The following is a 24554-nucleotide window of genomic DNA, read 5'->3' as shown; positions in this document are numbered from 1 at the left end:
GATCACCCGGCTGTTGCTACACGCTCAAGGGCATACCGCACGTGATTTTTATGGATTGATGTAGTTATGCCCCGACCTCATCCTCACATCAGGCCTTACGTTGCGCAGGTGTTCTTCGGCGCCCTGGGAATGATGGTCCTCGTCAAACTGATTGTGCGTCCCTGGGTGTTATCCCGCGACACATCGCCTGTCCTCGAGATCATCGCTCTGTCCTTCCCGAGCCTGATCGAGGCGATCGTCGTGCTGACGATCGTGTTCGGACTCGTGTCTGCCGGCAAGGCGTATGCCCTCCCGGTGTTGCGGCGACTTTCCAGGCCTGTGCTGTTAGCCCTTTCCGTCGTGCTTGTGGGCACGTACGTCCTCACACAAGAGCTTTCTCCGCAGAATCTGGGAGGCGCGAACGTCGTTGATCCCTGGGACATCGTGGCATCGCTGGTCGGTCTGGCCGTGATGTCCCTGCTGTTCGCTCGATATGGGATGCTGGAGGATGCCGAGTGATACGGGTTCGCACCCGCTCAGGCGGTTGTAGCGGGCGACACCCCGGGCGCACCGGCGATCCGCGGATGGTCGCGCTTTCGACGGTGTAGCTTTACTCCATCCCCCCATCCATCGCCGGCACCGGACCCAGCACATCCTCCACCGACAGGTACTCGATCTTGCCGAGCTTCAGGTCCTTGATCTGCTGCTCGATGACTTCCCGGTCGCCCACGACGATGATCGCGAGGTTGTCCGGGTCCACGTATTTTTTCGCCACGCGCTGCACGTCGGCGCCGGTGACGGCGAGGATGCGCCGCTGGTAGGTGGCGAAGTGGTCCGCCGGCAGGTGGTAGGCGGTCATGTCTTCCAGTTCGCCGGCCACGTCGCCGACGGTCTGGAACGCCTGCGGGTATTGCAGCGCCTCGTAGTTCTTGGCGCGTTCCAGCTCTTCGGCCGGGATCGGATTGCGGATGCCGCGCAGCTCCTTCATGAACTCGGTGAGCGCCGGCCCGGTGACGTCGGTCTGCACGGCCGCCGTGGCGAGGAACGGACCCGGCACCGGGAGGAAGCTGAAGCGCGAGCCGGCCCCGTAGGTGTAGCCCTTGTCCTCGCGCAGGTTCTGGTTGAGGCGGGAGGTGAACGAGCCGCCGAGGATCGTGTTGAGGACCGTCAGGGCGTAGTAGTCGTCGGTATCCCGCGCCGCGCCGATGCGGCCGATGCGGATGATGGATTGCGCCGAGCCGGGCTTGTCCACGAGGTAGATCGTCCGGCCCTTCACCTGCTTCGCCGGCGCGACCGTCGCCGTCGGGTTCGAGCCGGCCTGCCAGCCGCCGAACGCCGTCTCCAGCGCCGGCTGGATGCTGGCCTGGGTGACGTCGCCGGCGATGATCAGCGTCGCGTTGGCGGGGTTAAAGTAGGTTTTATGGAACGCGGCGAGATCTTCCGTCGTGAAGCCGCGCAGGCTGGCCTCCGTGCCGGCGGTGCGCGTGCCGTAGGGGTGGCCGTCGCCGAAGAGGGTCTTGTTGAACTGGGCCAGGGCGATGGCGTTGGGCTCGTCGTGCGCCTGGACGAGGTCGGTGAGCCGGTCGATGCGCATCCGCTCCAGCTCGGCGGCGTCGAAGTTCGGGCGCAGGGCGACATCGGCCATCAGGCGGAGCGCGTCGTTGAGCTTGGAGAGGGGCGTGAAGAGGTCGACGGAGGCCGTATGCAGGCCGGCGCCGGTCGACAGCGAGGCGCCGAGGAAGTCGACGGCGTCGGCCAGTTCGAGCGCGTCCATCCCGCCGGCGCCTTCATCCATCATGTCGAGCGTGAGGCTGGCGAGGCCGGTCTTGCCGGCCGGGTCGTCTACCGCGCCGGCGCGCACCATCAGCGTCAGCTGGACGACGGGGACCTGGTGCTTCTCGACCATCACCACGGCCAGGCCGTTGCCCAGCGTGAAGCGGACGATCTCCGGCGCCTCGAGCATCGGAGGCGCTCCGGGGATGGGCGGCGTCGAGCGGTCGACCTGCGCGAGGGCGGCAGGGGCCAGGAGAAGGAGCGCGATAGCGGCGAGGATGCGTTTCATGGTATGTCTGGTCCCCACATTAAAATGTGGGGGGGGGAATATGGGGTTAACGGCTTACTCTTTCCGATGTCATCTCGACCGGATCCCCGCATGCGCGGGGAGTAGCGGAGAGACCTCCTGACGTATTGCACGACCTCGGGAGGTCTCTCCGCTTCATCGCCACTCGGGTGGCGATTCCGGTCGAGATGACATTGAGTCCTCATACCTAGCGGCCGGCTGGGAGGAGCTGGGGGGCGAGGTCGGTGGCGCCCTCGGGGACGACGCCGAGGACGACGCGGGCGTCGTCCTTCAGGAACGAGCGGGCCATGGCCTGGATGTCGTTGGGGCGTACGGCCTTGAAACGGGCCAGGTCCTCGTTGAAATAGTCGGGATTCCGCGTGTAGTAGTAATAGCTGTTGAGCTGCTCGGCTTTCCCACGAAACCCGCCGATGGACTGGAGGGCGTTCAGGAACTGCGACTCGTACTGGTTCACGGCGCGGCCCAGTTCGCGTTCGGTGGGCGGCTCGGTCTTGATCCGGTCGATCTCTTCCTGGATCACCTCCTGCAGCTCGCTCAGCGATACGCCGGGGCGCGCGGTGGCCACGATGTAAAAGGCCGACGACAGGCTGTTCGCGTCCTGGAAGGCGAAGACATCCTGCGCGATCTGGAGGTCGTACACGAGGCGGTTGTAGAGGCGGGCGTTTTTGCCGCCGGCGAAGATATCCGCCAGCAGCGACATCTCGGCGTCGCCGGGCTCGAAGGCCGGCGGCGTCAACCACGCCATGTACAGACGCGGAAGCTGCACGTCATCCTCGAGCAGGATCCGTTTTTCCTGATCCAGGAACGCCGGCGGGGCGTCGATCGGCGTCACGGTTTCGGACCCCGGGACATCCCCGAACCATTTCTCGACCGCCGCGCGGGCCTCCTCGGCGGTGACGTCGCCGGCGATGGAGAGGCTCGCGTTGTTGGGGCCGTAATACCGCTTGAAGAAATCGACCACGTCCTCATAGCTCGCCGCCGAGAGGTCGTCCATATAGCCGATGGTCGGCCAGTGGTAGGGGTGATCGGCCGGGTAGAGGGCCTCGCCGAGCGTCGGGAAGGCGAGCCCGTAGGGGCGGTTTTCGTACGACTGCCGGCGCTCGTTTTTCACGACGTCGCGCTGGCCATCCACCTTTTCGGGCGACATCGCGTCGAGCAGAAAGCCCATGCGGTCGGACTCGAGGAAGAGCGCCAGCTCGAGTGCGTTGCTGGGCACGTCCTCATAGTAGTTCGTGCGGTCGCCGGTGGTCGAGCCGTTGTTGTTGCCGCCGGCGGCCTCCAACCACTCGTCGAACTTGCCCTCGGGCACGTGTCCGGAGCCCTCGAACATGATGTGCTCGAACAGGTGGGCGAAGCCGGTGCGGCCGGTCTTCTCGCTCCCCGAGCCCACGTGGTACCACATGTTGACGCTGACGAACGGCGTCGAGTGGTCCTCGTGAACGATCACGTTGAGGCCGTTGTCGAGCGTGAACTGGGTGTAGGGGACATCGATGTCCTGGGCCGAGGCCGGAAGGCAGAGCAATCCGGCGGCCAGCAGCAAACAGGCTCTCTTCATCGAGGCGGATGGTATGGTGAGTGGGTCGTCGGGCTCGACCAGCGGTGGAAAATTCTCCCGTTCTACTGGTTTTGCGTGAGCCGGTTGCGGAGCGCCGCATATTGCCGGGTTTGCCGCGGGTTCAGGGCGGTCTGATCGATGGCGCGGAGCAGCCGCACGGCGCCGGCGCGGTCGCCTTCCTCCTCCATCTGTTCGGCATACCGAAGCCGCGTGGCATTGGCGCGACCGGGGTTGCCCAGTTCCTCATACCCCTGCGCCAGGAAGGTAACGAGCCGCGCGTCGAGCGAGACGCGGGGGAGCGCGTCGCGCCGCGCGATGCGTTCGTTGTACTCCACGCGGACGTCGAGCGCGTGTTCGAGCTGGAAGATGGCGGAGGCCACGGTGTTGTTGTCACCCCACACGCCGATGGTGGCGTACAGGATACCGAGGGTGCGGTGATAGGCGTAGATCTTCCGGTAGTCCGACTTCTTGTACGCCGCGCCTTTGCCCTGGAACAGCCGCACGCCGTATTGCTCGGTCATCTGGCGGACCCGGTCGATCTGACCCTGTTCGACATACAGCTCGGAGAGATTCACGAGCGCTTCGAGATCGGGCTCGCGGTCCGTTTGTTGCGTGAGCTGGAGGGCGTACAGGTAGAACGTTTCGGCGCTTGCGTCGTCGCCGAGATGCCGGTGCCAGTCGCCGAGGCCGCGCAGGAGGATGCGGTAGCCGTCGCGCGGCCACCAGCCCTCTTTCGGGTCCATGTCCGGGTCGCCTTTGTCGGCCCACCAGGACGTATTGCTGGCGTCGAGTTCGGGCAGGGCGGTGAAGGCGTCGATCACCTCGCGCACGCCGGCGCCCACGTCGCCGTCGTCCGCCAGGCCGCGCAGGAGCCGGGCGATCTCGCGCTGGTCGGCCGGTCTGTCGGTTTGCTCGTCGAGCAGGGGCGGGCCCAGCCGCGCGCGGCTGAGGCTGACCACGACGCAGGTGAGGAGTTCGGCTTTCTGCCGCAGCATCGCCGGATCGGTCGCGCCGGGCGAATACAGGCGGGTCAGCGTCTGCAGGGCGGCGAGGGCGGCGCCGATCTCGCGCCGGTTGTCGATCTGACGCCAGATGTGGGTGATCAGCGCCGGCACGTCGGCCTCGGCGTAGACGGCGTTGAGGCCCTCGATGGCCTCGGGCATGTCGGGCCGCTCGTCGAGCGCCAGCTGGTAATACCGGGCCGCCTCCTTCGGGCGCCCCTGGTCGCGGAGCAGGTTGGCGAGATTGAGCGCGTAGAAGCCCCGGTAGTCGTCGTCCAGCGCGATGGCCTCTTTGTACCGCGCCTCGGCGTCGGCGGGCCGGCCGGTGTCGAGGTACAGCTGGGCGAGGTTGTTGAGCGCGCTCCCCGAATTGGGCTGGAGCACGAGGTAGCGTTCGTAGTGGGTGACGGCGCGCGCGACGTCGCCGGCGCTCTGGGCCTTCAACGCGCGCTGCTGGAACGTGAGGCCGAGCTGGAATTCGTACGAGGCCTGCAGTTCGGCGTCGCGTTCGGTCGTGGCCTGCGCGAGCCCGTCCTCCAGCAGCACGACGGCGCGGTCGTAATCGCGGCTCTTGAGGACGTTTTTCGCCTGGTTCAGCCGGGTCCGGGAGGTCGCCACGTCATCCTGCGCGGCGGCGAGGCCGGGGGTGAGGGCGAGGGCGAGCAGGAGCAAGAGGGTTCGCGGCATGGTCACATCCCTCCCGGCGTTTCTTCGGTGATGAGGCCGCCCGTGGTATGCATGTACGGCCGGCGGCGGTACTTCACCATGAAGAGCCGCAGCTCCTGGAGGTGGTCGTTGCTGAGCACGGACCGGATGTCGTCCCATCGGCCGGCGATATCGTCGTCCGGTTTCAGCTCCAGGTTGGGGTAATCGAAGCAGCGCTGGTCGCCGTCGGAGCAGGAGATGGAGACGAGGATGTCGTCCGCGAAGCCGGGTTCGCTCAGGCTGCCCGTGGGGCGGAGCAGCATCCGCCCGTCGACGGCGGTGCCCACGAACGACGACCGGAATTCGGCGCGAAACTGGGTGGTGTCCTCGGGGAAATAGGCCGAATACCGGATGGGGATCGGCAGCAGGTTGGCGCCCTTGTCGAAGTCGAGGATCGGGTTCGGCGGCGTGATGAGGGCGAGCGTGATGTGGCCGAGGAACTTGCGCGTCAGGATGGCGCCGAAGCTGTCGGTGACGTGCTGTTCCATCCAGCGGTCGATCTCGCCGGCGAGCCGCTCGGGGTCCTGGGCGAATTTTTCGTCGATGGCATCGAAGAGGATCGGGTTGCAGTTGATCTTGCCCTCGTCGTCCGTCGCGCCGAGGTCCACCATCCCCGCGCCGGCGACGACGCTGTAGAAGTGCGCCCGGATCTCGGTGCCGAGGAGCCGTTCGATGCCCTCGATCTCGATGATGAGCCGGTTGTCGTCGGTGTCCGACGGCGCCGGCCCGACCTTCCATACGATGAAGTCGAGCGCGCCGAGATCGTCGACGTAGCGGACGAACGAGGCGGCGATGCCGGACTCGATGGCGGTCAGGCTGGCCTGGAGCTGGTCGCGGTACAGCGGCGCCGTGATCCGGGCGTCGACGTACACGACGGGGAAATCGGTCTGCGCGCGGGCCGGCGTCGCCGTCAGCAGCAGGCCGATGGCCGCGAGGCAGAACGTTTGCAGGCGTTTCAACGGCATCTCATTCGATGATTTCCAGCGTGTAGGGTCGATCCCCGACGGTAGTAGTTAGGCTGTAGACGGCCGCGGGTTCCGCAGAGGCCGTCGGCATGACCTCGATGCGCACGGCGTCGCCGGCTTCGAGCCGGCGGGCGGTCACGAACCCGGTCTCGGGGGATGTCGTGCGCTCGACCAGCCGTTCAACCGTCGACGCGTCGCTCGTCAGTCCCCCGAAATAGCCGCGGAGGCGGCTGTAACGCTCCTCCGCCGGCGTGCGGTTGACGATGCGGCGGGTGCGCTCGGCGTCGGTCCCGATACAGTATATGCGCTGGCGCATGGTGTCGACCGACACGACGCGGTCGCGGATCTCGATCCGGAGGCGGAACGGCGCGGCCACGGCGCCGTCGACCGGCGGCAGTTTCTCCCACAACAGACGCCCCGGAGCGACGCACACCGCCCGGGCATTGCGGTCGGCCGCCTCGTTCCGCACGGCGCGCCAGCCGACGGTGGCGGCCAGGAGCAGCACGAGCAGGATGGGGAGCTTTACGATCCCGAGCAGCGATTGCCACCACGGCGGCGTCGGACGGTGCAGCTCCCAGTCCGAATGTTTGATTTCGCCGGCGGCGATGTAGGGGCTCCAGTAGGTCTCGACGAAGTCCCGGTTGAAGAAGTCGCTATGGCGGAAGTTGTGGAACCGGTCGCGCACGCGGCTCTTCCCGAACCCGAACGTGCCCGACGGCCCGAATCCCCACGTCATGAACTTCGCCATCACCGGCCAGATATCGCGCGTCCCGCAGTCGTTCAAGATCTCGTGGTGGACGCGGTCGGCCACCTTGTCCCACCGAAAATCCTGGGGGATGATGGAGCCGCAGAGGATGAGCCGGTCGATCTCGATGTCGGTTTCGTTGTCGAGCACCTGCGCCGTGGCGTACGTCCCGAAGCTGTGCGCGATGAGCGAGAGGCGGGCGTCGGGGTACTGCTTCCGGATGTCGCGCAGCTCGCGTGCCAGCTGCTGGATGGGGCCGCGCCGGGTGAGGACGGGCGTCAGAAACCGGAACATGTTAAAGTACCCGTAGCGTACGGGGATGACCTTCTGTACCGTCGGCTCGTCTTCCAGGCAATGCATGACCATCTCCGCCCACGGCGCCTGCGTGCGGATCCCGTGCACGAGCACGACGATCTGAGGGGAGTCGGAGCTGGGTGGCATGGTGTGAGTCCAGGATGGATGTTCGACGGGGGAATATAGCCGAGCCGGCGCCGTTCGGCAATCGGCGCCGCGCCGGCGCGGTTTGCGTCGGCGGCCGGCCAAACGGTATGTTTATACCGCTCGATGCCCTCTCCACCTGCACCTTCCTTCCATGCCTCGCGTCATTCGGTTCTTTCCCGGCCTGTTTTTTCTGGCGGTGCAATTATTGTCCGCCCAGCCGGCAGTAAAACTGGCGGCCGGCGACCGCATCGCCGCCGAAATCGAGGCCGAGGCGACCCATCGCTATCTCGTCGATCTGAAGGACGGTCAATTCGTTTCCGGTGCGGTGGATCAGCAGACGGTCGATGTCGTCGTCGCCGTCTACGATCCGTCGGACGTCCTGATCGGCACGTTCGACGAGTCGGCGTGGGGGCCGGAAGACGTTGTGTTCGAGACGTCGCGCGCCGGCGACTACCGCATCGAGGTCAGCGGGTTTAAGCAGGCGACGGGGCGGTATGTCGTGCGGTATCCGCAGGTCGGGCCGATCGCCGCGACGCCCGAAGAGCAGGTAGACCGCCTCATGGCATCCTACGGCGAAGAAACGCCCGGCGGCGTGGTGGCCGTGGTGGAGGGCGGCCGCCTGCGGTTCGCGAAAGGCTATGGCATGGCGGACCTCGAGTTCGGGGCGCCCAACACGCCGGCCACGCCGTTCCACATGGCCTCGGTATCGAAGCAGTTCACCGGCTTCGCCATCGTGCTGCTGGCGCAGCAGGGCAAGCTGTCGCTGGACGACGATGTGCGCACGTACCTGCCCGACCTGCACGACTTCGGCGTCCCCATCACCCTCCGGCAGCTGCTCAACCACACCAGCGGCCTGCGCGACCAGTGGAACCTGTGGACGCTCGGCGGCGGCCGCATGGACGATGTCATCCGACAGGAGGACCTCTACCGGCTCATCGTCCGACAGCGCGAACTCAACTTCCGGCCGGGCGACGAACACCTGTACTGCAACACGGGCTTCATGCTTCTCACCCGGGTGGCGGAGGCCGTGACCGGCGAGGCCTTCGGCGACTGGATGCGAACGAACGTGTTCGATCCGCTCGGCATGGCGTCGACCCAGATCTACGACGACCACGAACGGATCGTCCACGGACGCGCCTACTCGTACCACTATGCGAATGGCGGACTGAAAAAATCGGTCCTCAGCTATGCGAATGCCGGCGCCACGAGCCTGTTCACCACGGCGGAAGACCTCGCGCGATGGATCCGCAACTTCCACACCGGCGAGGTGGGCGGTCTCCAGGCCTTCGCCACGATGCAGGAACGCGGCGTGCTCAACAGCGGCGACACGCTCGACTATGCCCTGGGTATCGTCGTCGATCGTTACAAGGGGCTGCGCCGCCTGCAGCACGGGGGAGCGGACGCCGGCTACCGGACCATGCTGACGTATTTTCCCGATCTCGACGCCGGCGTGATCGTGCTCGGCAATCTCGCTTCCTTCCGCGCCGGAAGCCTGGCGGATCAAGTCGCCGACGCCTTTTTTGCGGATCGCTTTACCGCCGACGGCCCGCCGGCGCCGACTTCGCCGTCCGCGGTGGCGCTGCCGCCCGAACGGCTGGCCCGCTATGCCGGCACCTATATGAACGCCGCGGGCGGCACCGTGATCGTCGGGCAGGATGGCGATCGCCTGACCGCCGGGATCGACGGCGCGTTTCCGATCGCGCTGGCCGCGCGGTCGGCGTCGGACTTCGACGCCGTTGGCCGGGAGGGCCGCATCGTCTTCCAGATCGCCCCGGACGGCGGCGTGACAGGACTCACCGTGCGCCGGCAAGGGGCGACCGACTACCACCGTCAGCGCCCGTGGGAGCCTGCGGCGGACGACCTCCAGGCGTTCGCCGGGCGCTACTACAGCCCGGAGCTTGAGACGTTTTACACCGTGGGCGTGTCAGACGGCAAGCTGATGGCGCAGCACATCCGGCACGGCGAGTTCCCGTTGACGGTGCGCGAACAGGATGTGTTTTCGAGCACCCTCTGGTTCTTCGGCGTCGCGGCGTTTGAGCGGGATTCGGCCGGCGTCGTCACCGGCATGCGGGTTTCCAACGGCCGGGTGCGGCATCTTCTGTTTGAAAAAATCGACTGACGCGGCCCGGACCGATCATTCGCAGCGCAGGCTCTCCACCGGGTCGGCGAGGGCGGCGCGTACGGCATGGTAGCTGACCGTCGCCAGCGCGATGCCCACGACGAGCGCGCCGGTGATCAGGAAGAGGCCGGCGCCCATCTCGGCGTGGTAGGCGAAGCCCGCCAGCCAGCGCTGCATGCTGAAGTAGGCCAGCGGCACGGCGATGGCGAACGCGATGCCGACCAGCTTGAGGAAGTCTTTCGAGAGCAGGCCGACGATGCTGCCGACGGATGCGCCCAGGACCTTCCGCACGCCCACTTCCTTGATCCGCTGCTCGGCCGTGAAGGTGGCGAGCCCGAACAGGCCGAGGCAGGCGATAAAGATGGCGAAGCCGGCGAAATAGCCGAAGATCTCCCCGAGTCGCTCGTCCGTCCGGTAGAGCTGTTCGAACCGCTGATCCAGAAAGCTGTAGGTGAAAGGTGCGTTGATGGCGGTGGATTCCCAGGTGCGCTGCAGGTAGGAGAGCACATCCGGCAGATGCCCGCTTTCCGCGCGAACGAGCAGCTGGCCCGGCGTGCCGGGATCGACGCGTAGCACGAGGGGGCGGATCGGCTCGTGGAAGGACTCCAGATGGAAGTCCTCTACCACCCCGATGATGGGGTGCGCGACGCGATCCTCTTCGAAATTCTCCCCGTCGAAGTCGTAGAATCGCTTGCCTTCCGCGGTATCCCACCCGATCTGGCGCAAGGCCGTCTGGTTGACGAGCAGCGCCGAAGAATCCCCCGGAAAGGCGTCGGAAAAGTCGCGGCCCTCCGCCAGCGTCATGCCCAGGGTCTCGAGGTAGTCCGCATCCACGCTATACACCCACAGATGGATGCTTTCGTCGAGCCCCTTGCCTTCGGGAAAGTATACCTGATCGTTCGCCGGGCCTCCCGGGTAATGGTTAGCCGCCGTGGCGCTCCGCACGCCCGGCTGCCGCAGCACCTCTTCCTTGATGGACCGCGCGCGCTGCATGAGCGCGCTGTCCTGGTAGAGGGGCAATACGATGACCTGCTCCTTGTCGAAACCAAGCTCCTGGCTTCGAGCATAGTCGAGTTGCCGCTGCACGACGAAGGTGCCGATGATGAGCGTCGCCGAGACCATGAACTGGAAGACGACGAGCCCCTTTCGCAGCCACACGCCGGCCAGCCCGGTCTTGAACGCGCCCTTCAGCACCCGCACCGGCGCGAAGCCGGAGAGGAACAGCGCGGGATAACTCCCGGCCAGCACGCCGATCCCCAATGTGACGCCGAGGTAGGTCAAGAGCAGCGTTCCGTTGCCCGCAAAACCGAGGGATAGATCCCGCTCCACGAGCCCGTTGAACGCCGGCAGGATCAGCCAGACCAGCCCCAGCGCGAGGCCGGACGCGACGAGCGTCAGCACGAGGGTTTCCGCCAGGAACTGGATCACCAGCTCGCGCCGATAGGCGCCCAGCACCTTGCGCATGCCCACCTCTCGCGCACGCTCGACGGAGCGCGCGGTAGACAGGTTCATGAAGTTGATGCAGGCGAGCAGCAGGATGATGACGGCGACCGCCGAAAACATGTACACGTAGGTGATGTTGCTGTTGGGCTCCAGTTCGTTCAGCAGGTGCGAGTGGAGGTGGATGTCCGTCAGCGGCTGCAGCTCCAGCTCGAAGAGCGCACCGAGCCGTTTGATGATCCCGCCGACGTTGCGATCGATCAGCCCCGGCAGCTTGGCTTCGAGCGCCTCGGGCGTGGCGCCCGGCGCCAGCACGAGGTAGGTCTTGAAATCGATATTCCCGAGCCAGTCCTCGCTCCGGCTGTAGGACAGCGACGAGAGCGCGGCGAGGAAATCGAACCGGAAGTGGGAAGGGGCGGGGACATCCTCGATGACGGCCGTCACGGTGTAGTCCGTATCCCGGGCACGGAGGGTCCGGCCGACTGGATTGGCGTCGCCGAAGTACCGCCTGGCGGACGTGCGCGTCAGAACGACATCGTTCGGGCGATCGAGCGCCGTCCGGGGGTCGCCGGCGATGAAGTTCCAGCTGAATACCTCGAAAACGGTGGAGTCCGCGTAGTAGAAATGCTCCTCCCGAAACCGCATGTCGCCCACGCGCACCACCTCCGCGCCGCTGATGACGCGCGCCGCGGCCTCCACCTCGGGAAACTCGGCGTGCAACACGGCCGCCATGACCGGGGCGGCGCTGGCGAAGTGGGTGTTCGACCCCGAGACGCCGGCTATCGTCGTCAGGCGGTAGATCCGGTCGGCCTTCTCGTGGTAGCGGTCGTAACTCAGCTCGTGCCGCACATACAGGCTGATGAGGAGGCAGCAGGTCAGCCCGATCGCGAAGCCGGTGGTGTTGATGAAGGTCAGACCCAGCTCGCGCCGCAGCCGGCGGGCGGCCATTTTCAGGTAGTTCTTCAGCATGGGAGAGTTCCGTTTTAGGGGTGCTCGGGCCAGCGGGGTCGATCCACTTCAGGCGGCGCGTACGGCTGTATCGTTTCCGGGCGTATCGTTTCGGGGCGTATCATTTCCGGGGATGCACGAAGAACGGCTGCTCCGCGGGAAAGGTTACGCGCGCCGCGAAACGCGCCACGCAGCGGATGACGAGGCACGCAGCCTGATGTATGTCTGATCGGTGCGGAGTACCTTGTAGTTCGCTGCCCCCATCGACCTGCCTCCCGCGCCCATGACTGCGAAGTACGCCCTCGCCGCATGCCTCCCGATCGCCGCCCTCGCGATCGGATGCTCCTCGCCCTCGCCGGCGCAACCCGAAGATTGGCCCGTCTACCGCGGCGACGCCGGCTCGCAGGGTTTCTCTTCGCTGGCCCAGATCGACACGAGTAACGTCGCCCGGCTCGAGCTGGCCTGGACCTTCGAGCCGCCCGGCGACGAGCGTCTCACCATCGAATGCAATCCCATCGTCATCGACGGCGTGCTCTACGCGCTGTCGCCCGGTCTGCGCGCCTTCGCGCTCGACGCGGCCACGGGGGCGATGCGCTGGTTTTTCGATCCGGACGACTACGGGGTCCGCCCCTGGAACGGGCAGCCGCACGGCCGCGGACTGACGTACTGGGCCGACGGCACCGACCGCCGGCTCTTTTATGTCGCGGGGGGGCGGCTTTTTGCGCTCGACGCGGGGACCGGCCGGCCCGTCCCGTCGTTCGGCGAAAACGGCTCGGTGGACTTTAAAGTCGGGATCGACCGCGACCTCGGCAGCCGCTCCATGAGCGCCACCTCGCCCGGGGCGATCTTCGAGGACCTGCTCATCATCGGGTCGTCCTCCGGCGACGGCATCCTCAACGTTCCGCCCGGCGATATCCGCGCCTTCAATGTCCGCACCGGCGCGCTCGCCTGGGTCTTTCGTACCGTCCCCCGGCCGGGCGAATACGGGTACGACACGTGGTCGCCCGACGCGTGGAAGCACGTCGGCGGCGTCAACAACTGGAGCGGGATGAGCCTCGATCCCGAGCGGGGCGTCGTCTACGTCCCGACCGGCTCGGCCACGTACGACCACAACGGGTCGGACCGGATCGGCGTCAACCTCTTCGCCAACACCCTGCTCGCCCTCGACGCGCGGACCGGGGAGCGCATCTGGCACTTTCAGGCCGTGCATCACGATCTGTGGGACTACGACCTCCCGTCGGCGCCCACCCTCGTCGATCTCCGGATCGACGGGCAGCTGCGGCCGGCGCTGGCGCAAACCACCAAGATGGGGCACCTTTTTGTGCTCGACCGGGTAACCGGCGAGCCCATCTTCCCCGTCGAGGAACGCCCCGTGCCGCAGTCGGCCATCCCCGGCGAGCAGTCCTGGCCGACGCAGCCGTTCCCGACGAAGCCGCCGGCCTATGCCAGACAGGGCTTCACCGAGGCCGACATCACCGATCTCACCCCCGAAGCCACGGCGGACATCAAGGCGCGCCTGTTCGACCGGTACGGTCCTTCCGTGCTCTTCCAGCCGCCCACGGTGGACGGCGCCATCTATTCGCCGCAGTTCAACGGCGGCACCGACTGGGGCGGCGGGGCGGTGAACCCGGCGACCGGCATGTTTTTCGTCAACGCCAGCAACGAGCCCGAGACGATGACGATGCAGCCGGCGCCGGCCAACGCGAACCACGATTTCGACTGGGTGGCCGACGGGCACATCGAGGTGTACGATCCCGAGGGCTTTCCCATCTCCAAACGCCCCTGGGGGACGATGAACGGGATCGACCTCAACGCCGGCGAAATCGTGTGGCAGGTGCCGCTCGGCACCTACCCCGAACTCGAAGCCCGCGGCCTGCCGCCAACCGGCACCTTCAACATCGGCGGGCCGATCGCCACCGCCGGCGGGCTCGTGTTCATCGGCGCCACGCGCGACGAGCGCATCCGCGCGTTTCATCAACGCACCGGCGAGGTGCTCTGGGAGTACCAGCTGCCCGCCGGCGGCTACGCCACGCCGGCGACGTACGCGGTGGACGGCCGGCAGTACGTCGTTATCGCGGCCGGCGGCGGCGGGAAGGCGGGGACGAAGCAGGGCAACGCCTACCTGGCGTTCGCGCTGCCGGAAGCCCCTTAATTGCCGAGCACCCCGCTTGGAGTCACCTGTTTTTTGACGACGGCGAACTTCAACGTCTGGCTCCCGACGCCGGGGACCTCGACATGGATCAGGTAGATGCCGCTGCCGATGGGCAGGTCGTTGTCGGTGCGCAGGTCCCAGCGGATGAACCGGTCGGGACTGTTTTTACGGATCGTCTTCACCAGCGTCCCGTTCAGGGTAAAGACGCGGATCGTGGCCTCCGGAGGCAGGTTGGTGAAGCGGACTTCGTCGGTACTCCGGGTCCGCTCGTAGATCGAGGCGCCGACGTAGGGGTTGGGGACGATGCCGATCGCGTCGAGGTCCGCCGGCCCATCCGGCTCGCTCACCCCGAACCCCCGGGTGTCGATGGTGAAGACGTCGCCGGCCCTGGGCGCCTTGTTCGTGTAGATCCGAAAGACGGTGCCCGGCTCCGGCAGCGGCGCGTTGACATCCGGCCACACCCCGCCGTTGAAGTTCACCAGAACCGTGCGGGCGAACACTTCGCCACCCCTCTGCGTGGTTGCTCCCGAGAAAAACGCCCGGTAGCCCGCCTCTCCGGCCGTCTGGTCTTCGGGGAGATTCCAGTAGATCCAGTCGGTGAAGGGATCGTTGTCGCCGCCCGAGATCGGGTGGTCGCCGCCGAGGTCGTACACGAGCGAATCCGTGCCGGCTCCGCAGGCTTCCTCGCAGATATACGGGATCAGCCGAAGATCGTCCGACGGGTCCTCGAACGTGCCGACGCCCACGCGCCAGAGCGAGAACGGCACCTCGACGATGGCGCCGTCATCGAAGGCGCGCAAGGCCAGGCAGTCCGTTTCTTCGATCACGCCGTCGATGCCGTCGGCGCAGGCCTGCGTGAAGCGCATCTCCCAGTCGAAGAGGCCGAGGCGCTCGGTGTTGTCGTTGCGCACTGCGCGGCCGAGAAAGGTCGTGCCATCGCTCGTGGAGCCGAAGTTGATGCTCGAAGCGCCACCCGCGTGAAAGCCCCACCTGGCCGCGCTGAGTGCCTGCTGGACGCCCTCGGTCGGGCGGTCGTTGGATGGGTACGAACCTTCCGGCGTGAGGGTACCTTCGAGGACCGGGAAGCCCGAGCTGTTGAAGGCGAAGGCCGCCATGTCGGGCGGGTCGATCGGGCCGGCATGGTTCGCCACGGCGGCGAAGCCCTTGATGCCGGGTTCGGGGGCAATCACGCTGAAGCGCAGGCCGTCGATCTGGGCGACGTCCTCGCGGAAGGGCGCCGGCCGGCCGGTGGCCGAGCCGTCGAAGACGACGGCGCCGTTGCGCTTGATGTCGTACGTGGTGGCGGTGGTGCGGAGGGTCTTCTCGGCGCGGGCGGGGGCGGGGTCGACGACGCCCGCTTCGCCGGCGGAGGCCTCGGTGTCGACGTCGATATCGTAGAACTCGACCGTGTAGAGGGCATCCTGGACACGCGCCGGGTTGACGATGTCGGCCCAGACGCGGCCATCGGTCTGGGTGGAGGGCACGCCGGGGAAGTCGGGCTCGGCGAAGTCTTCGGCGGCCTCCACGGCGGCCTCGGCGGCGTCGTCCATCGGCCGGGCCGGCGTGACGGTCACGCGTGTGATGGCGCCCTGGATGATGCTCGGAAAGGTCGCCTCGTTGTAGGCATACGCCCGCACCCCGAAGTGATAGGTATTGTAGTTGGTCAGCTTCTGAACGCGATGGAAATGCTGGACGCCGCTGTCGGTGCCGCGTGCCAGTTCGTAGTGGAAACTGTTGGGCAGGCCCTCGATGATCGTCGTGACGCCGTTGACGAGGTCGTACGTGGCGACGACGGCACCGACGGTGTCGGCCGCGTCGGCGTATTGGATAATGTCGTAGCCTTCGAAAGCGTACGACCGTTCCGCGAGCGGTGCGTCGATGGCGGTCTGGGCGAGCGGGGAGAGCTGCTGGTACCCGTCGAGGTAGTTGTTGGAGGTGGGCGGGTTGCTCCATTCGAGGACGACCTCGCGGTCGATGGCGGTGACCGTCACCTCCGGGGCGTCGGGCCGCTCGGCCAGCCGGAAGTCGTTGTCGAACAGGGCCTGAACCGAGGCATCCGCACGCCGCAGCGCCTCGACCGATTCCCAGTTATCGGTGCCTTTCGCATAGACCACGGCGAAGAACAGCTCCTGTTCGTCCGACGGGTTGATGGTAAATGGACCCGTGGATACCATAAATCGCCGGTCTCCCGGGCTTCTGGGGGGGTCGGCGTTGGTAAATGGGTTAGGGTTGCGCTCGGTCCAGCCCGTGTTGGTGTACGGGTCGCCGTGGAAAAGGAAGTTGGTCGGGATGTTGGATACCTCTCCCGGATAGCCCCATCCGCCGACGGACCAGCGGCTTCCATCCTTGCAGCGCCCGTCCATTTCATAGTAGTAGTCAAGCGCGTAAGTCGGGTCTCCGCATGTGTTGGCGCCTTTCCAGATGCCGCCGAACGCCGTCATGGTGAGGTTGCGGTAGTCGGGGATGCGGCGTTCGCCAAGACGTGCCGTGTCGCCGGGGGAGGGGACGATGGGGCCGCGCAGGAAGTCGAAGCCCACCGCCGGCGGCGGGCTGCCGTACCCTTCGCCGCTGACGTCGTCATTGTCTGAGTTATAAACATACCCGAGGCCCAGCGTGGTATCCGACCCCACGTAGTCGTCCGCGAAGTCGCCGAGGTCGGGGTCGACCTTGATCCCGAAAAAGGCCCGCTCCAGCGGCTGCGTGTTGCGGTAGAAGATGCGGTAGCGGTAGTAGGTGGCGTCGCCGATCGGCGAGAGGGAAAAGGAACGGGCAGCATCGGCCCTGAACTCCTGCTTGAAGGCGAAGGCGGAGCCGTGCACCTCGACGCCGACGGGCTCGCCGCGGCTGCGCTCGTGGGTATTGCCGAGGTCGTTCATCACCCACCAGATCATCTGGTCGCCGATGATGGCCGGCCGCTCGCCGGCCTCAAGGTCGATGACCCGGTCTTTGCGTTCGGCGAGCGGGACGGTGATGTCGAACGCGATCTCCTCGCCGGCCTCGTCGATCTCGCCGTCGCCGTCGTCATCGATCCGGTTCTTCGGCGGCGCCAGCGTCGGCGCGCCGAGACCGGTGGGCCATTCACGCAGGTCGTCGGTGGCCTTGCCGGTCTTTTCGTAGGCGGCGATGTCGTCGCGGTAGACGCTGTAGAGCCGGTCGTACGCCGCGCAGTCGAGCGGCGGGTTGCCGTTTTCATCGAGCGGACCGGCCCAGAATTCCCACGGGCCGTAGGTGGAGCCCGCCATGCGCGGCACGGTCTCGTTCCCTACAAAGCCGCCGATCCAGATGTTGGTCGAAAAGATGGCGTTGGACGGAGAGCTTTTCGGGACGTTGTAGACGTGCGGCTCGCCCCGGTAGAACAACCCGCCGTTGTTCAGAATGCGGGCACGTACGTTGTTGACGTCGAGGTACGCGTCTCCGAGCGCGCGCTCACAGGAGCCGACGGTCTGGGCCCGCACGCTGCCGGCGAGGGTCAGCAGGGCGATGAGGAGGAGTAGTTTATGCATGCGACCAAAGGAGCTCATAACAGTCCGTTTCCTGTATTCCAATAGTGTTATCTCGACCAAGCCAGCGCCTCTGCGATGGCGCGCGAGACCTCCCCGTTCAGAGCATTGTCATCTCGACCAAGCCAGCGCCTCTGCGATGGCGCGCGGAGAGACCTCCCCGAGTCATGCACGACATGTTCATTGTTGGCATGGCGTTATTCATCGGGAGGTCTCTCCGCTTCTCCCCGCATCCGCGGGGAAGCGGTCGAGATGACAATCATTTTTTTGGGGTGTTCGTGATAATGGATTCCATTTATTGCCCCTCCACCACCCCGCTCGGGTTCACCTTCTTTTTGACGACGGCGAACTTGAGGGTCCGCCCGCCCGCGCCGGGGACCTCGACGTGGATCAGGTAGATGCCGCTGCCGATGGGCAGGTCGTTGTCGGTGCGCAGGTCCCAGCGGACGAACCGGTCGGGACTGTTTTTGCGGATCGTCTTCACCAGCGTCCCGTTCAGGGTAAAGACGCGGATCGTGGCCTCCGGAGGCAGATTGGTGAAGCGGACTTCGTCGGTACTCCGGGTCCGCTCGTAGATCGAGGCGCCGACGTAGGGGTTGGGGACGATGCCGATCGCGTCGAGGTCCGCCGGCCCATCCGGCTCGCTCACCCCGAACCCCCGGGTGTCGATGGTGAAGACGTCGCCGGCCCTGGGCGCCTTGTTCGTGTAGATCCGAAAGACGGTGCCCGGCTCCGGCAGCGGCGCGTTGACATCCGGCAGCGTACCACCGTTGAAGTTCACCAGAACCGTGCGGGCGAACACTTCGCCACCCGTCTGCGTGGTTGCTCCCGAGAAAAACGCCCGGTAGCCCGCCTCTCCGGCCGTCTGGTCTTCGGGGAGATTCCAGTAGACCCAGTCGGTGAAGGGGTCGTTGTCGCCGCCCGAGATCGGGTGGTCACCGCCGAGGTCGAATACGAGGGGATCCGTGCCGGCATCGCAGGCTTCCTCGCAGATGCCCGGAATGAGCCGCACGTCGTCCGAAGGATCGGAGAACGTGCCGGCGCCGACGCGCCAGAGCGAGAACGGCACCTCGACGATGGCGCCGTCCTCGAAGGCGCGCCAGGCCAGGCAGTCCGTTTCTTCGATCACGCCGTCGATGCCGTCGGCGCAGGCCTGCGTGAAGCGCATCTCCCAGTCGAAGAGGCCGAGGCGTTCGATGTTGTCGTTGCGCACCGCGCGGCCAAGGAAGGTGCCGCCGTCATCGGCCGGGCCGAAGTTGATGCTCGTGCCGCCGCCTTTGTGGAAGCCCCATCTGGCCGGGCTGAGCGCCTGCTGGACGCCCTCGGTCGGGCGGTCGTTGGATGGATACGAACCTTCCGGCGTGAGGGTGCCTTCGAGGACCGGGAAGCCCGAGTTGTTGAAGGCGAAGGCCGCCATGTCGGGCGGGTCGATCGGGCCGGCATGGTTCGCCACGGCGGCGAAGCCCTTGATGCCGGGTTCGGGGGCAATCACGCTGAAGCGCAGGCCGTCGATCTGGGCGACATCTTCGCGGAAGGGCGCCGGCCGGCCGGTGGCCGAGCCGTCGAAGACGACGGCGCCGTTGCGCTTGATGTCGTACGTGGTGGCGGTGGTGCGGAGGGTCTTCTCGGCGCGGGCGGGGGCGGGATCGAGGTTGTTCTCGTCCTCGACAGAGGCGGGGGCGTTGACCTCGATGTCGTAAAACTCGACGGTGTAGGTGGCCTCCCGGACACGTGCCGGGTTGATGATGTCTGCCCAGATGCGTCCGTCGGTAAGACCGTTCGGTACACCGACCAGGTCGGGTGCCTCGAAATCCTCGGCGGCCTCGACGGCGGTCTCCGCAGCGTCGTCCATCGGCCGGGCCGGCGTGACGGTAACGCGGGCGACGGGGCCACGGAGGATGCGGGGGAAGGAGGTCTCGTTGTAGGCGTAGGCGCGCACCCCGAAGTGGTAGGTGCGGTAGTTGGTGAGATTCTGGAGGCGATGGAAATGCTGGATGCCGGAGTCGGTGCCGCGGGCGAGTTCTTCGTTGAGTTCGTTGGGGAGTCCCTCGACGATGCGGGTGACGCCGTTGACGACGTCGTACGTGGCAATGACGGCACCGACGGTGTCGGCCGCGTCGGCGTACTGGATAATGTCGTAGCCTTCGAATGCGTACGACCGTTCCGCGAGGGGTGCGTCGATAGCGGTCTGGGCGAGCGGGGAGAGCTGCAGGTACCCGTCGAGGTAGTTGTTGGAAGTCGGCGGGTTGCTCCACTCCAGCACGACCTCGCGGTCGATAGCGGTGGCAGTGAGTTCGGGTTTGTCGGGCGGAGTGGCCTGACGGAAGCCGGCGTCGACGAAGGCCTGGCCGGCCCGGTCGGCGCGCCGCATCGCGGCGACGGACTCGAAGTTATCGGTCCCCCTGGCGAATACGACGCCGAAGACGATCTCCTGGCTTTGCCCCGGCTCGATCGTGAACGGCCCTGTGGACTGCAAAAATCGGCGATCGCCCGGATTGATGGGAGGCACCGCATGGTTGAAGGGATCTGGATTGCCTTCGGTCCATCCTGTGTTCGTGAACGGGTCACCGGAATACATGAACGAGGTCGGAACGGTGGAGCCGCCGCCCACCACATCGCGGCCGTTTCCGCCGTAGGTGAACCGCTGGCCGTCCCTCCACCGCGCCTGCATGTAATAGTAGAAGTCCTGGGCAACAATAGGTTCACAGGTGACGCACCCGCCCCCGTAGTAGAAGGCGAACGAGGTCATCTGCAGGTTGCGCATGTCCGGCAAGAGCCGGTCTCGGACACGCGCGGTGTCGCCGGGGGAGGGCACGATGGGGCCCTGGAAAAAATCGTAGCCGACGGCCGGCGGTGGCGAGCCGTATCCCTCGCCCGACAGGTCTTCGTTGTCTGAATTGTAGACATAGCCTATCCCCAGCGTCGTGTCCGATCCCACATAATCGTCCGCAAAATCGCCCAGATCGGGGTCCGACCAGATGGTGAAGTACGTCTTTTGTAAGATCCGGTCGTTTCGGTTGAATACCGTGTAGCGGTAGAGCGTCATGTCCGACAATGGGCCGAAGCCGGGAGTGGTGGCACTTCGCAATCCTGTCGGTTGAACAAAGGCGAAGGCCATGCCGTGGACCTCGACTCCCAGCGGGAGGCCATCGCTGCGCTCGTGCACGTTGCCCAGGTCGTTCATCACCCACCAGATGGTCTGATCGCCGAGGATTGCAGGCCGCTCGCCAGCCGCGAGGTCGATGACCCGATTCGTGCGCTCCGCGAGCGGGACGTTGATGTCGAACGCGATCTCCTCGCCGGCCTCGTCGACCTCGCCGTCGCCGTCGTCGTCGATCCGGTTGCGTGGTGGCGCCAGGGTCGGTGCGCCGAGGCCGGTGGGCCAGTCGCGCAGGTCGTCGGTGGAGACGCCGGTGGCTTCGTAGGCCTCGATATCTGCCCGGTAGACAGAATAGAGTCGGTCGTACTCCGAACAGTCGCCGGGTGGGTTGCCATTTTCGTCAAGCGGGCCGGCCCAGAATTCCCAGGGGCCATACATAGAGCCGGCCACTCTAGGCACGGTCTCGTTGCCGACTAAGCCGCCGATCCAGATGTTGGTCGCGAAGATGGCGTTGGACGAAGAGCCTTTCGGGACGTTGTAGACGTGCGGCTCGCCGCGATAAAAAAGCCCGCCGTTATTCAGGATCCGGGCGCGGACGTTGTTGACGTCGAGGTACGCCTCGGCGAGCGCTGGCTCACAGGAGCCGAGGGCCTGCGCCCGCGTCGTGGAGGGACTCGTGCATACTAGCAGTAAAAGGCCGGCCAGCCCGATCGTACGGTCCCTGCCGGCCAGCGTACGCTGTGGCCTCATGGTGTGTCTTCCTATCTTTGTGCCGGCGTGCATCAAGGCCGGCCTAACACACAAGGTATGACGAAGCGCGGCGAGGGGAAAGGGCAGAAATGGTTGCAGGCAGCGGCGCGTCCGGCTCACTCGAGCGGGACAACACCGTTCTCCGGATGCCGGCAGGGGCTCAATTCCATTTCGAGGGTCGTGTGCTGAATCGCGTGGACGTCGCGCACGGCGCGCTTGATGCGCTCTTTGAGCTGGTCGAACCGCGGCATCGCAGCGGATGCGACGACGATATGGGCTTCGAGCGCCGTCCGCTGTTCGTCGAGCTGCCACAGATGCACGTGATGGACATCCTCCACGCCGTCGATTCCGCGCATCGTGGCCACGACGGCATCGTAGTCGATGTCCGCCGGAGCGCTTTCCATCACGACCCCGATCGCTTTCCGGAGCGCGCGATAGCTGTGCTTTATCAGGTACAGGGAGATGAGCACGGTAAGCAGGGGATCGACCCAGTACGCTTCCGTCGCCAGGATAGCCACACTGCCGAGCATCACGCCGACGGTCGCCAGGGTGTCGCCCAGCATGTGCAGGAACGCGCTGCGCATGTTGAGGCTGTGGCCGGCGTCGCGGTACAGGAGAACGGCTGAGATCAGATCCTCGATGAACGCGATGCCGCCCACGGCCAGCATCATGGTGCCGTCGATGGGTTCGGGTGCGGCGAACCGTTCCACGGCCTGGGCGATCAAAAACAGCGAAATGACGATCAGGGCGACCAGATTGATCAGGGCGCCGATCGTCTCGGCCCTGCGGTACCCGAAGGTGCGCACGCGATCGGCCTTCCTGCCCGCGATCCGGAAGGCGTAATAACTGATGCCGATGGCGGCGGCATCGCTTGCGTTATGCACGGCGTCGGCCAGCAGCGACAGGCTGCCGGAGAGGAGTCCCCCGGCGACCTGTACGACGGTGATGCCGGCGTTCAGGAACAGCGCTGCCAGAAGCCGCGCGCCGCCGGTATCGCGATGGGTCGTGTGGGCGTGATCGGATGCCATGCTACGGAGTTCGGTAAAGGGCATTCCCTGCGTAGCGGCCGAAGGATGGGAAGCCGGCCTGCTGCCTCACAAGGCTACGTCGCAGGGGATTGCACGCTACGGGGCGCTCAGCGGATGCGCCGGCGCAGGTAAGGGTTTCGATTGAGCGTAGACGTCAGGGCGCCTGCGCGGTCGATGAGCTGGCGCCGCCGGCGCTCGAGAAATCGATTCCCGTCGAAATGCGGGTGCTGGTAAAACGAATCGTCGTCGGGGGCCGAGGTGGCGTCCGGTTTCCGGGAAAGTGTCTCCCGCGTGGAGCGCTCGAAGGACCGTTCGATGTGGTCGCCCAGAAAGTGGGGTAGACCACGCACGTAGGCCGTTTCGACGCCCACAAGGTGCACCTTGTCTTCCCGTTTGTCCGCCGAGATCATCCCGATCGGGATGATCACATAGGCGGCATCGTCCGACGCGTCCTCGGTCATCCGCACGAACACGTAGCGCACTTCGAGCCGGTCGGGATCGACGATGAGATCCTCGATCATGCCGATGTGCGCGCCATCGACGCCGAAAACCTCCCAGCCGCGAATGTCGAGGTCGGGGTTGGCCACTTCGAATCCATCGAGCACCTTGAGCCGGTAAAGACCCGGGCCGGCATGGTTACGGGCGGTCTGCGTGGGTTGCGGGGTATTCATAATCTCCTCCTCATCTGGTTGAAAACTAGGGGCCTGTTGGCCCCGCCAGTAAACAACCTAACGGATCGCTCGCCGGAGCGATACCGTAATCGGGATCATACCCTGTCGGAGTGTGCAGACAGCCGGCGTAGGACTGCGCCTACAACCCGGTCCGGCGCTTACGCCTCGATCAGTTTGAACGCGCGCGTCATGGCCTCGTGCGTCGCGCGTAGGGCGTCCTCGTCGTCCATGTCGCGGAGCGGCTGGTTGAAGGGTTCGGCGCGGACGGGGCCGGCGTAGCCGATGTCGACGAGGGCGGTGAGGAAGGCCTTCAGGTTGATCTTGCCGGTGGCGCCGGGGAGTTCGCGGGTGCCGTCGAGCTGCTCGTCGCGGGAGAGGTCGACGCGGGCGTCGTTGAGGTCCACGGTCACGACCTGCGCCGGCGTGAGGGCGCGGAGGTCGTCGGCCGAGTCGCCGGCGGTGTACCAGTGGAAGCTGTCGAGCACGAGACCCATGTTCGGCGTCCCGATGGCGTCGCAGAGTTCGAGGCCTTCCGCCATCGTCCGCATGAACGGGTACCGGCCGCGGACGAGAAGGGTTTTGGGCCCGACATATTCGAGCCCGAGCCGGATGCCGTGATCTTCGAGCACCTCGGCGCAGGCGCGGAGACGGGCTACGTGCTGTTTCCAGTTCTGCGTATAGGTCAGTTCGTTGTGGAACGGCATGATCCAGGTGTTCATCCGGGTGGCGCCGGCGGATTGAAGCGCCTTCGCCATCGCCGGCAGCGCCTTCAGTCCCTCCTGCTGGGCCGCGTCCGTCGTCCGGAAATCCACGGGGAGGTTGCCTGATCCCCAGGTGATCGCATGGTCCTTCATCTTGCCGACCAGCGCATCCATCTCACCCTTCGAAAAGGCGGCCAGCTGGTCGGGCATCGAGATGATGGCCTCATACCCGTGCGCGATCGCCATGTCGAGCAGCGTCTGCTGGTTGGCGGCGACGCCGATGTTGCCGGGGTTCAGGCAGAGCCGGAAAGCGCGCTCGGCCGGCCGTGTCCACGCGAAAACAGAGCGTGCCGCCAGCGTGGAGGCGGCGAGTGCGGAGGTGGCGGCGATAAAGTGTCTGCGCGTCATGGGCATGCAAGGTCACGGGTTGCGGGGGATCGCGAGTGCGGTCTGGAGAGAACCTACGAAAAAGTTCGGCAATCCGGGAAGTCCCCGGCGCGGGAAACACGCGCAGCGGGCTCGCCGTCAACCGATCTTCCTACCCGAGCTGTGCCGCGAGTCCTACAGCGAACCTCATGATCCTGGGGGATCATGGGGGGGACAGGGGGGGCAGGTTTAATGCGGATGTGATGATCTTCAAAAGTATCCCACCAGATCGAACACCATCCTCTATG

The 24554-nt window shown here is 66.0% G+C and carries 14 protein-coding genes; 3 read left to right on the top strand and 11 right to left on the bottom strand.

Going from position 1 to position 24554, the window contains the following annotated elements:
- Positions 1 to 129 precede the first annotated feature (129 nt).
- Positions 130 to 498, top strand: coding sequence for a hypothetical protein (locus R2834_02530; GenBank protein ID MEZ4699180.1), 369 nt, complete (start codon positions 130 to 132; stop codon positions 496 to 498).
- Positions 499 to 589: 91 nt separating this feature from the next.
- Here the strand turns inward: R2834_02530 and R2834_02525 are convergent, their stop codons facing one another.
- The 5 genes from R2834_02525 to R2834_02505 all read right to left on the bottom strand — a co-directional run bounded on the left by R2834_02525 (position 590) and on the right by R2834_02505 (position 7471).
- Complete coding sequence (locus tag R2834_02525; GenBank protein ID MEZ4699179.1) at positions 590 to 2041, bottom strand: pitrilysin family protein; 1452 nt, start codon at positions 2039 to 2041, stop codon at positions 590 to 592.
- A 205-nt stretch (positions 2042 to 2246) separates the two neighbouring features.
- Positions 2247 to 3614, bottom strand: coding sequence for a pitrilysin family protein (locus tag R2834_02520; protein MEZ4699178.1), 1368 nt, complete (start codon positions 3612 to 3614; stop codon positions 2247 to 2249).
- Positions 3615 to 3676: 62 nt separating this feature from the next.
- On the bottom strand, positions 3677 to 5302 hold the full coding sequence (locus tag R2834_02515) for a tetratricopeptide repeat protein (protein ID MEZ4699177.1): 1626 nt from the start codon (positions 5300 to 5302) through the stop codon (positions 3677 to 3679).
- A gap of 2 nt (positions 5303 to 5304) precedes the next feature.
- A complete protein-coding gene (locus R2834_02510; GenBank protein ID MEZ4699176.1) occupies positions 5305 to 6279 on the bottom strand; it encodes a hypothetical protein in 975 nt (324 codons plus the stop codon).
- Between the two features lie 7 nt (positions 6280 to 6286).
- A complete protein-coding gene (locus tag R2834_02505; protein ID MEZ4699175.1) occupies positions 6287 to 7471 on the bottom strand; it encodes a hypothetical protein in 1185 nt (394 codons plus the stop codon).
- A 151-nt stretch (positions 7472 to 7622) separates the two neighbouring features.
- Here R2834_02505 and R2834_02500 point away from each other — a divergent pair, with 151 nt between their 5' ends.
- Complete coding sequence (locus R2834_02500) at positions 7623 to 9590, top strand: serine hydrolase (GenBank protein MEZ4699174.1); 1968 nt, start codon at positions 7623 to 7625, stop codon at positions 9588 to 9590.
- Positions 9591 to 9605: 15 nt separating this feature from the next.
- Here R2834_02500 and R2834_02495 read toward each other — a convergent pair whose 3' ends face one another.
- Positions 9606 to 11999, bottom strand: coding sequence for an ABC transporter permease (locus tag R2834_02495; protein ID MEZ4699173.1), 2394 nt, complete (start codon positions 11997 to 11999; stop codon positions 9606 to 9608).
- 262 nt (positions 12000 to 12261) lie between these two features.
- Here R2834_02495 and R2834_02490 point away from each other — a divergent pair, with 262 nt between their 5' ends.
- Complete coding sequence (locus R2834_02490) at positions 12262 to 14130, top strand: pyrroloquinoline quinone-dependent dehydrogenase (GenBank protein MEZ4699172.1); 1869 nt, start codon at positions 12262 to 12264, stop codon at positions 14128 to 14130.
- On the opposite strand, the gene R2834_02485 is transcribed toward R2834_02490, so the two are convergent.
- The 5 genes from R2834_02485 to R2834_02465 form a co-directional block, all read right to left on the bottom strand.
- Positions 14127 to 17633, bottom strand: coding sequence for a T9SS type A sorting domain-containing protein (locus tag R2834_02485; protein ID MEZ4699171.1), 3507 nt, complete (start codon positions 17631 to 17633; stop codon positions 14127 to 14129). The two genes, R2834_02490 and R2834_02485, sit on opposite strands and share 4 nt — an antisense overlap.
- Positions 17634 to 17925: 292 nt before the next feature.
- Entirely contained in the window at positions 17926 to 21480 is a 3555-nt protein-coding gene (locus tag R2834_02480) for a T9SS type A sorting domain-containing protein (GenBank protein ID MEZ4699170.1), read from the bottom strand.
- Between the two features lie 116 nt (positions 21481 to 21596).
- The gene (locus R2834_02475) at positions 21597 to 22508 is read right to left on the bottom strand and encodes a cation diffusion facilitator family transporter (GenBank protein MEZ4699169.1); all 912 of its coding nucleotides are present in this window, start codon (positions 22506 to 22508) and stop codon (positions 21597 to 21599) included.
- Between the two features lie 107 nt (positions 22509 to 22615).
- Positions 22616 to 23179 carry a PRC-barrel domain-containing protein gene (locus tag R2834_02470; protein ID MEZ4699168.1) on the bottom strand — a complete coding sequence of 188 codons (564 nt, stop codon included), beginning with the start codon at positions 23177 to 23179 and terminating at the stop codon, positions 22616 to 22618.
- A 158-nt stretch (positions 23180 to 23337) separates the two neighbouring features.
- Positions 23338 to 24288: a sugar phosphate isomerase/epimerase family protein gene (locus R2834_02465; GenBank protein MEZ4699167.1), complete on the bottom strand. Its 951-nt coding sequence runs from the start codon at positions 24286 to 24288 to the stop codon at positions 23338 to 23340.
- Positions 24289 to 24554 lie beyond the last annotated feature (266 nt).

This window comes from Rhodothermales bacterium (genome assembly GCA_041391505.1).
Lineage (GTDB): Bacteria > Bacteroidota > Rhodothermia > Rhodothermales > JAHQVL01 > JAWKNW01.
This window is presented reverse-complemented; position numbering and strand designations above follow the sequence as displayed.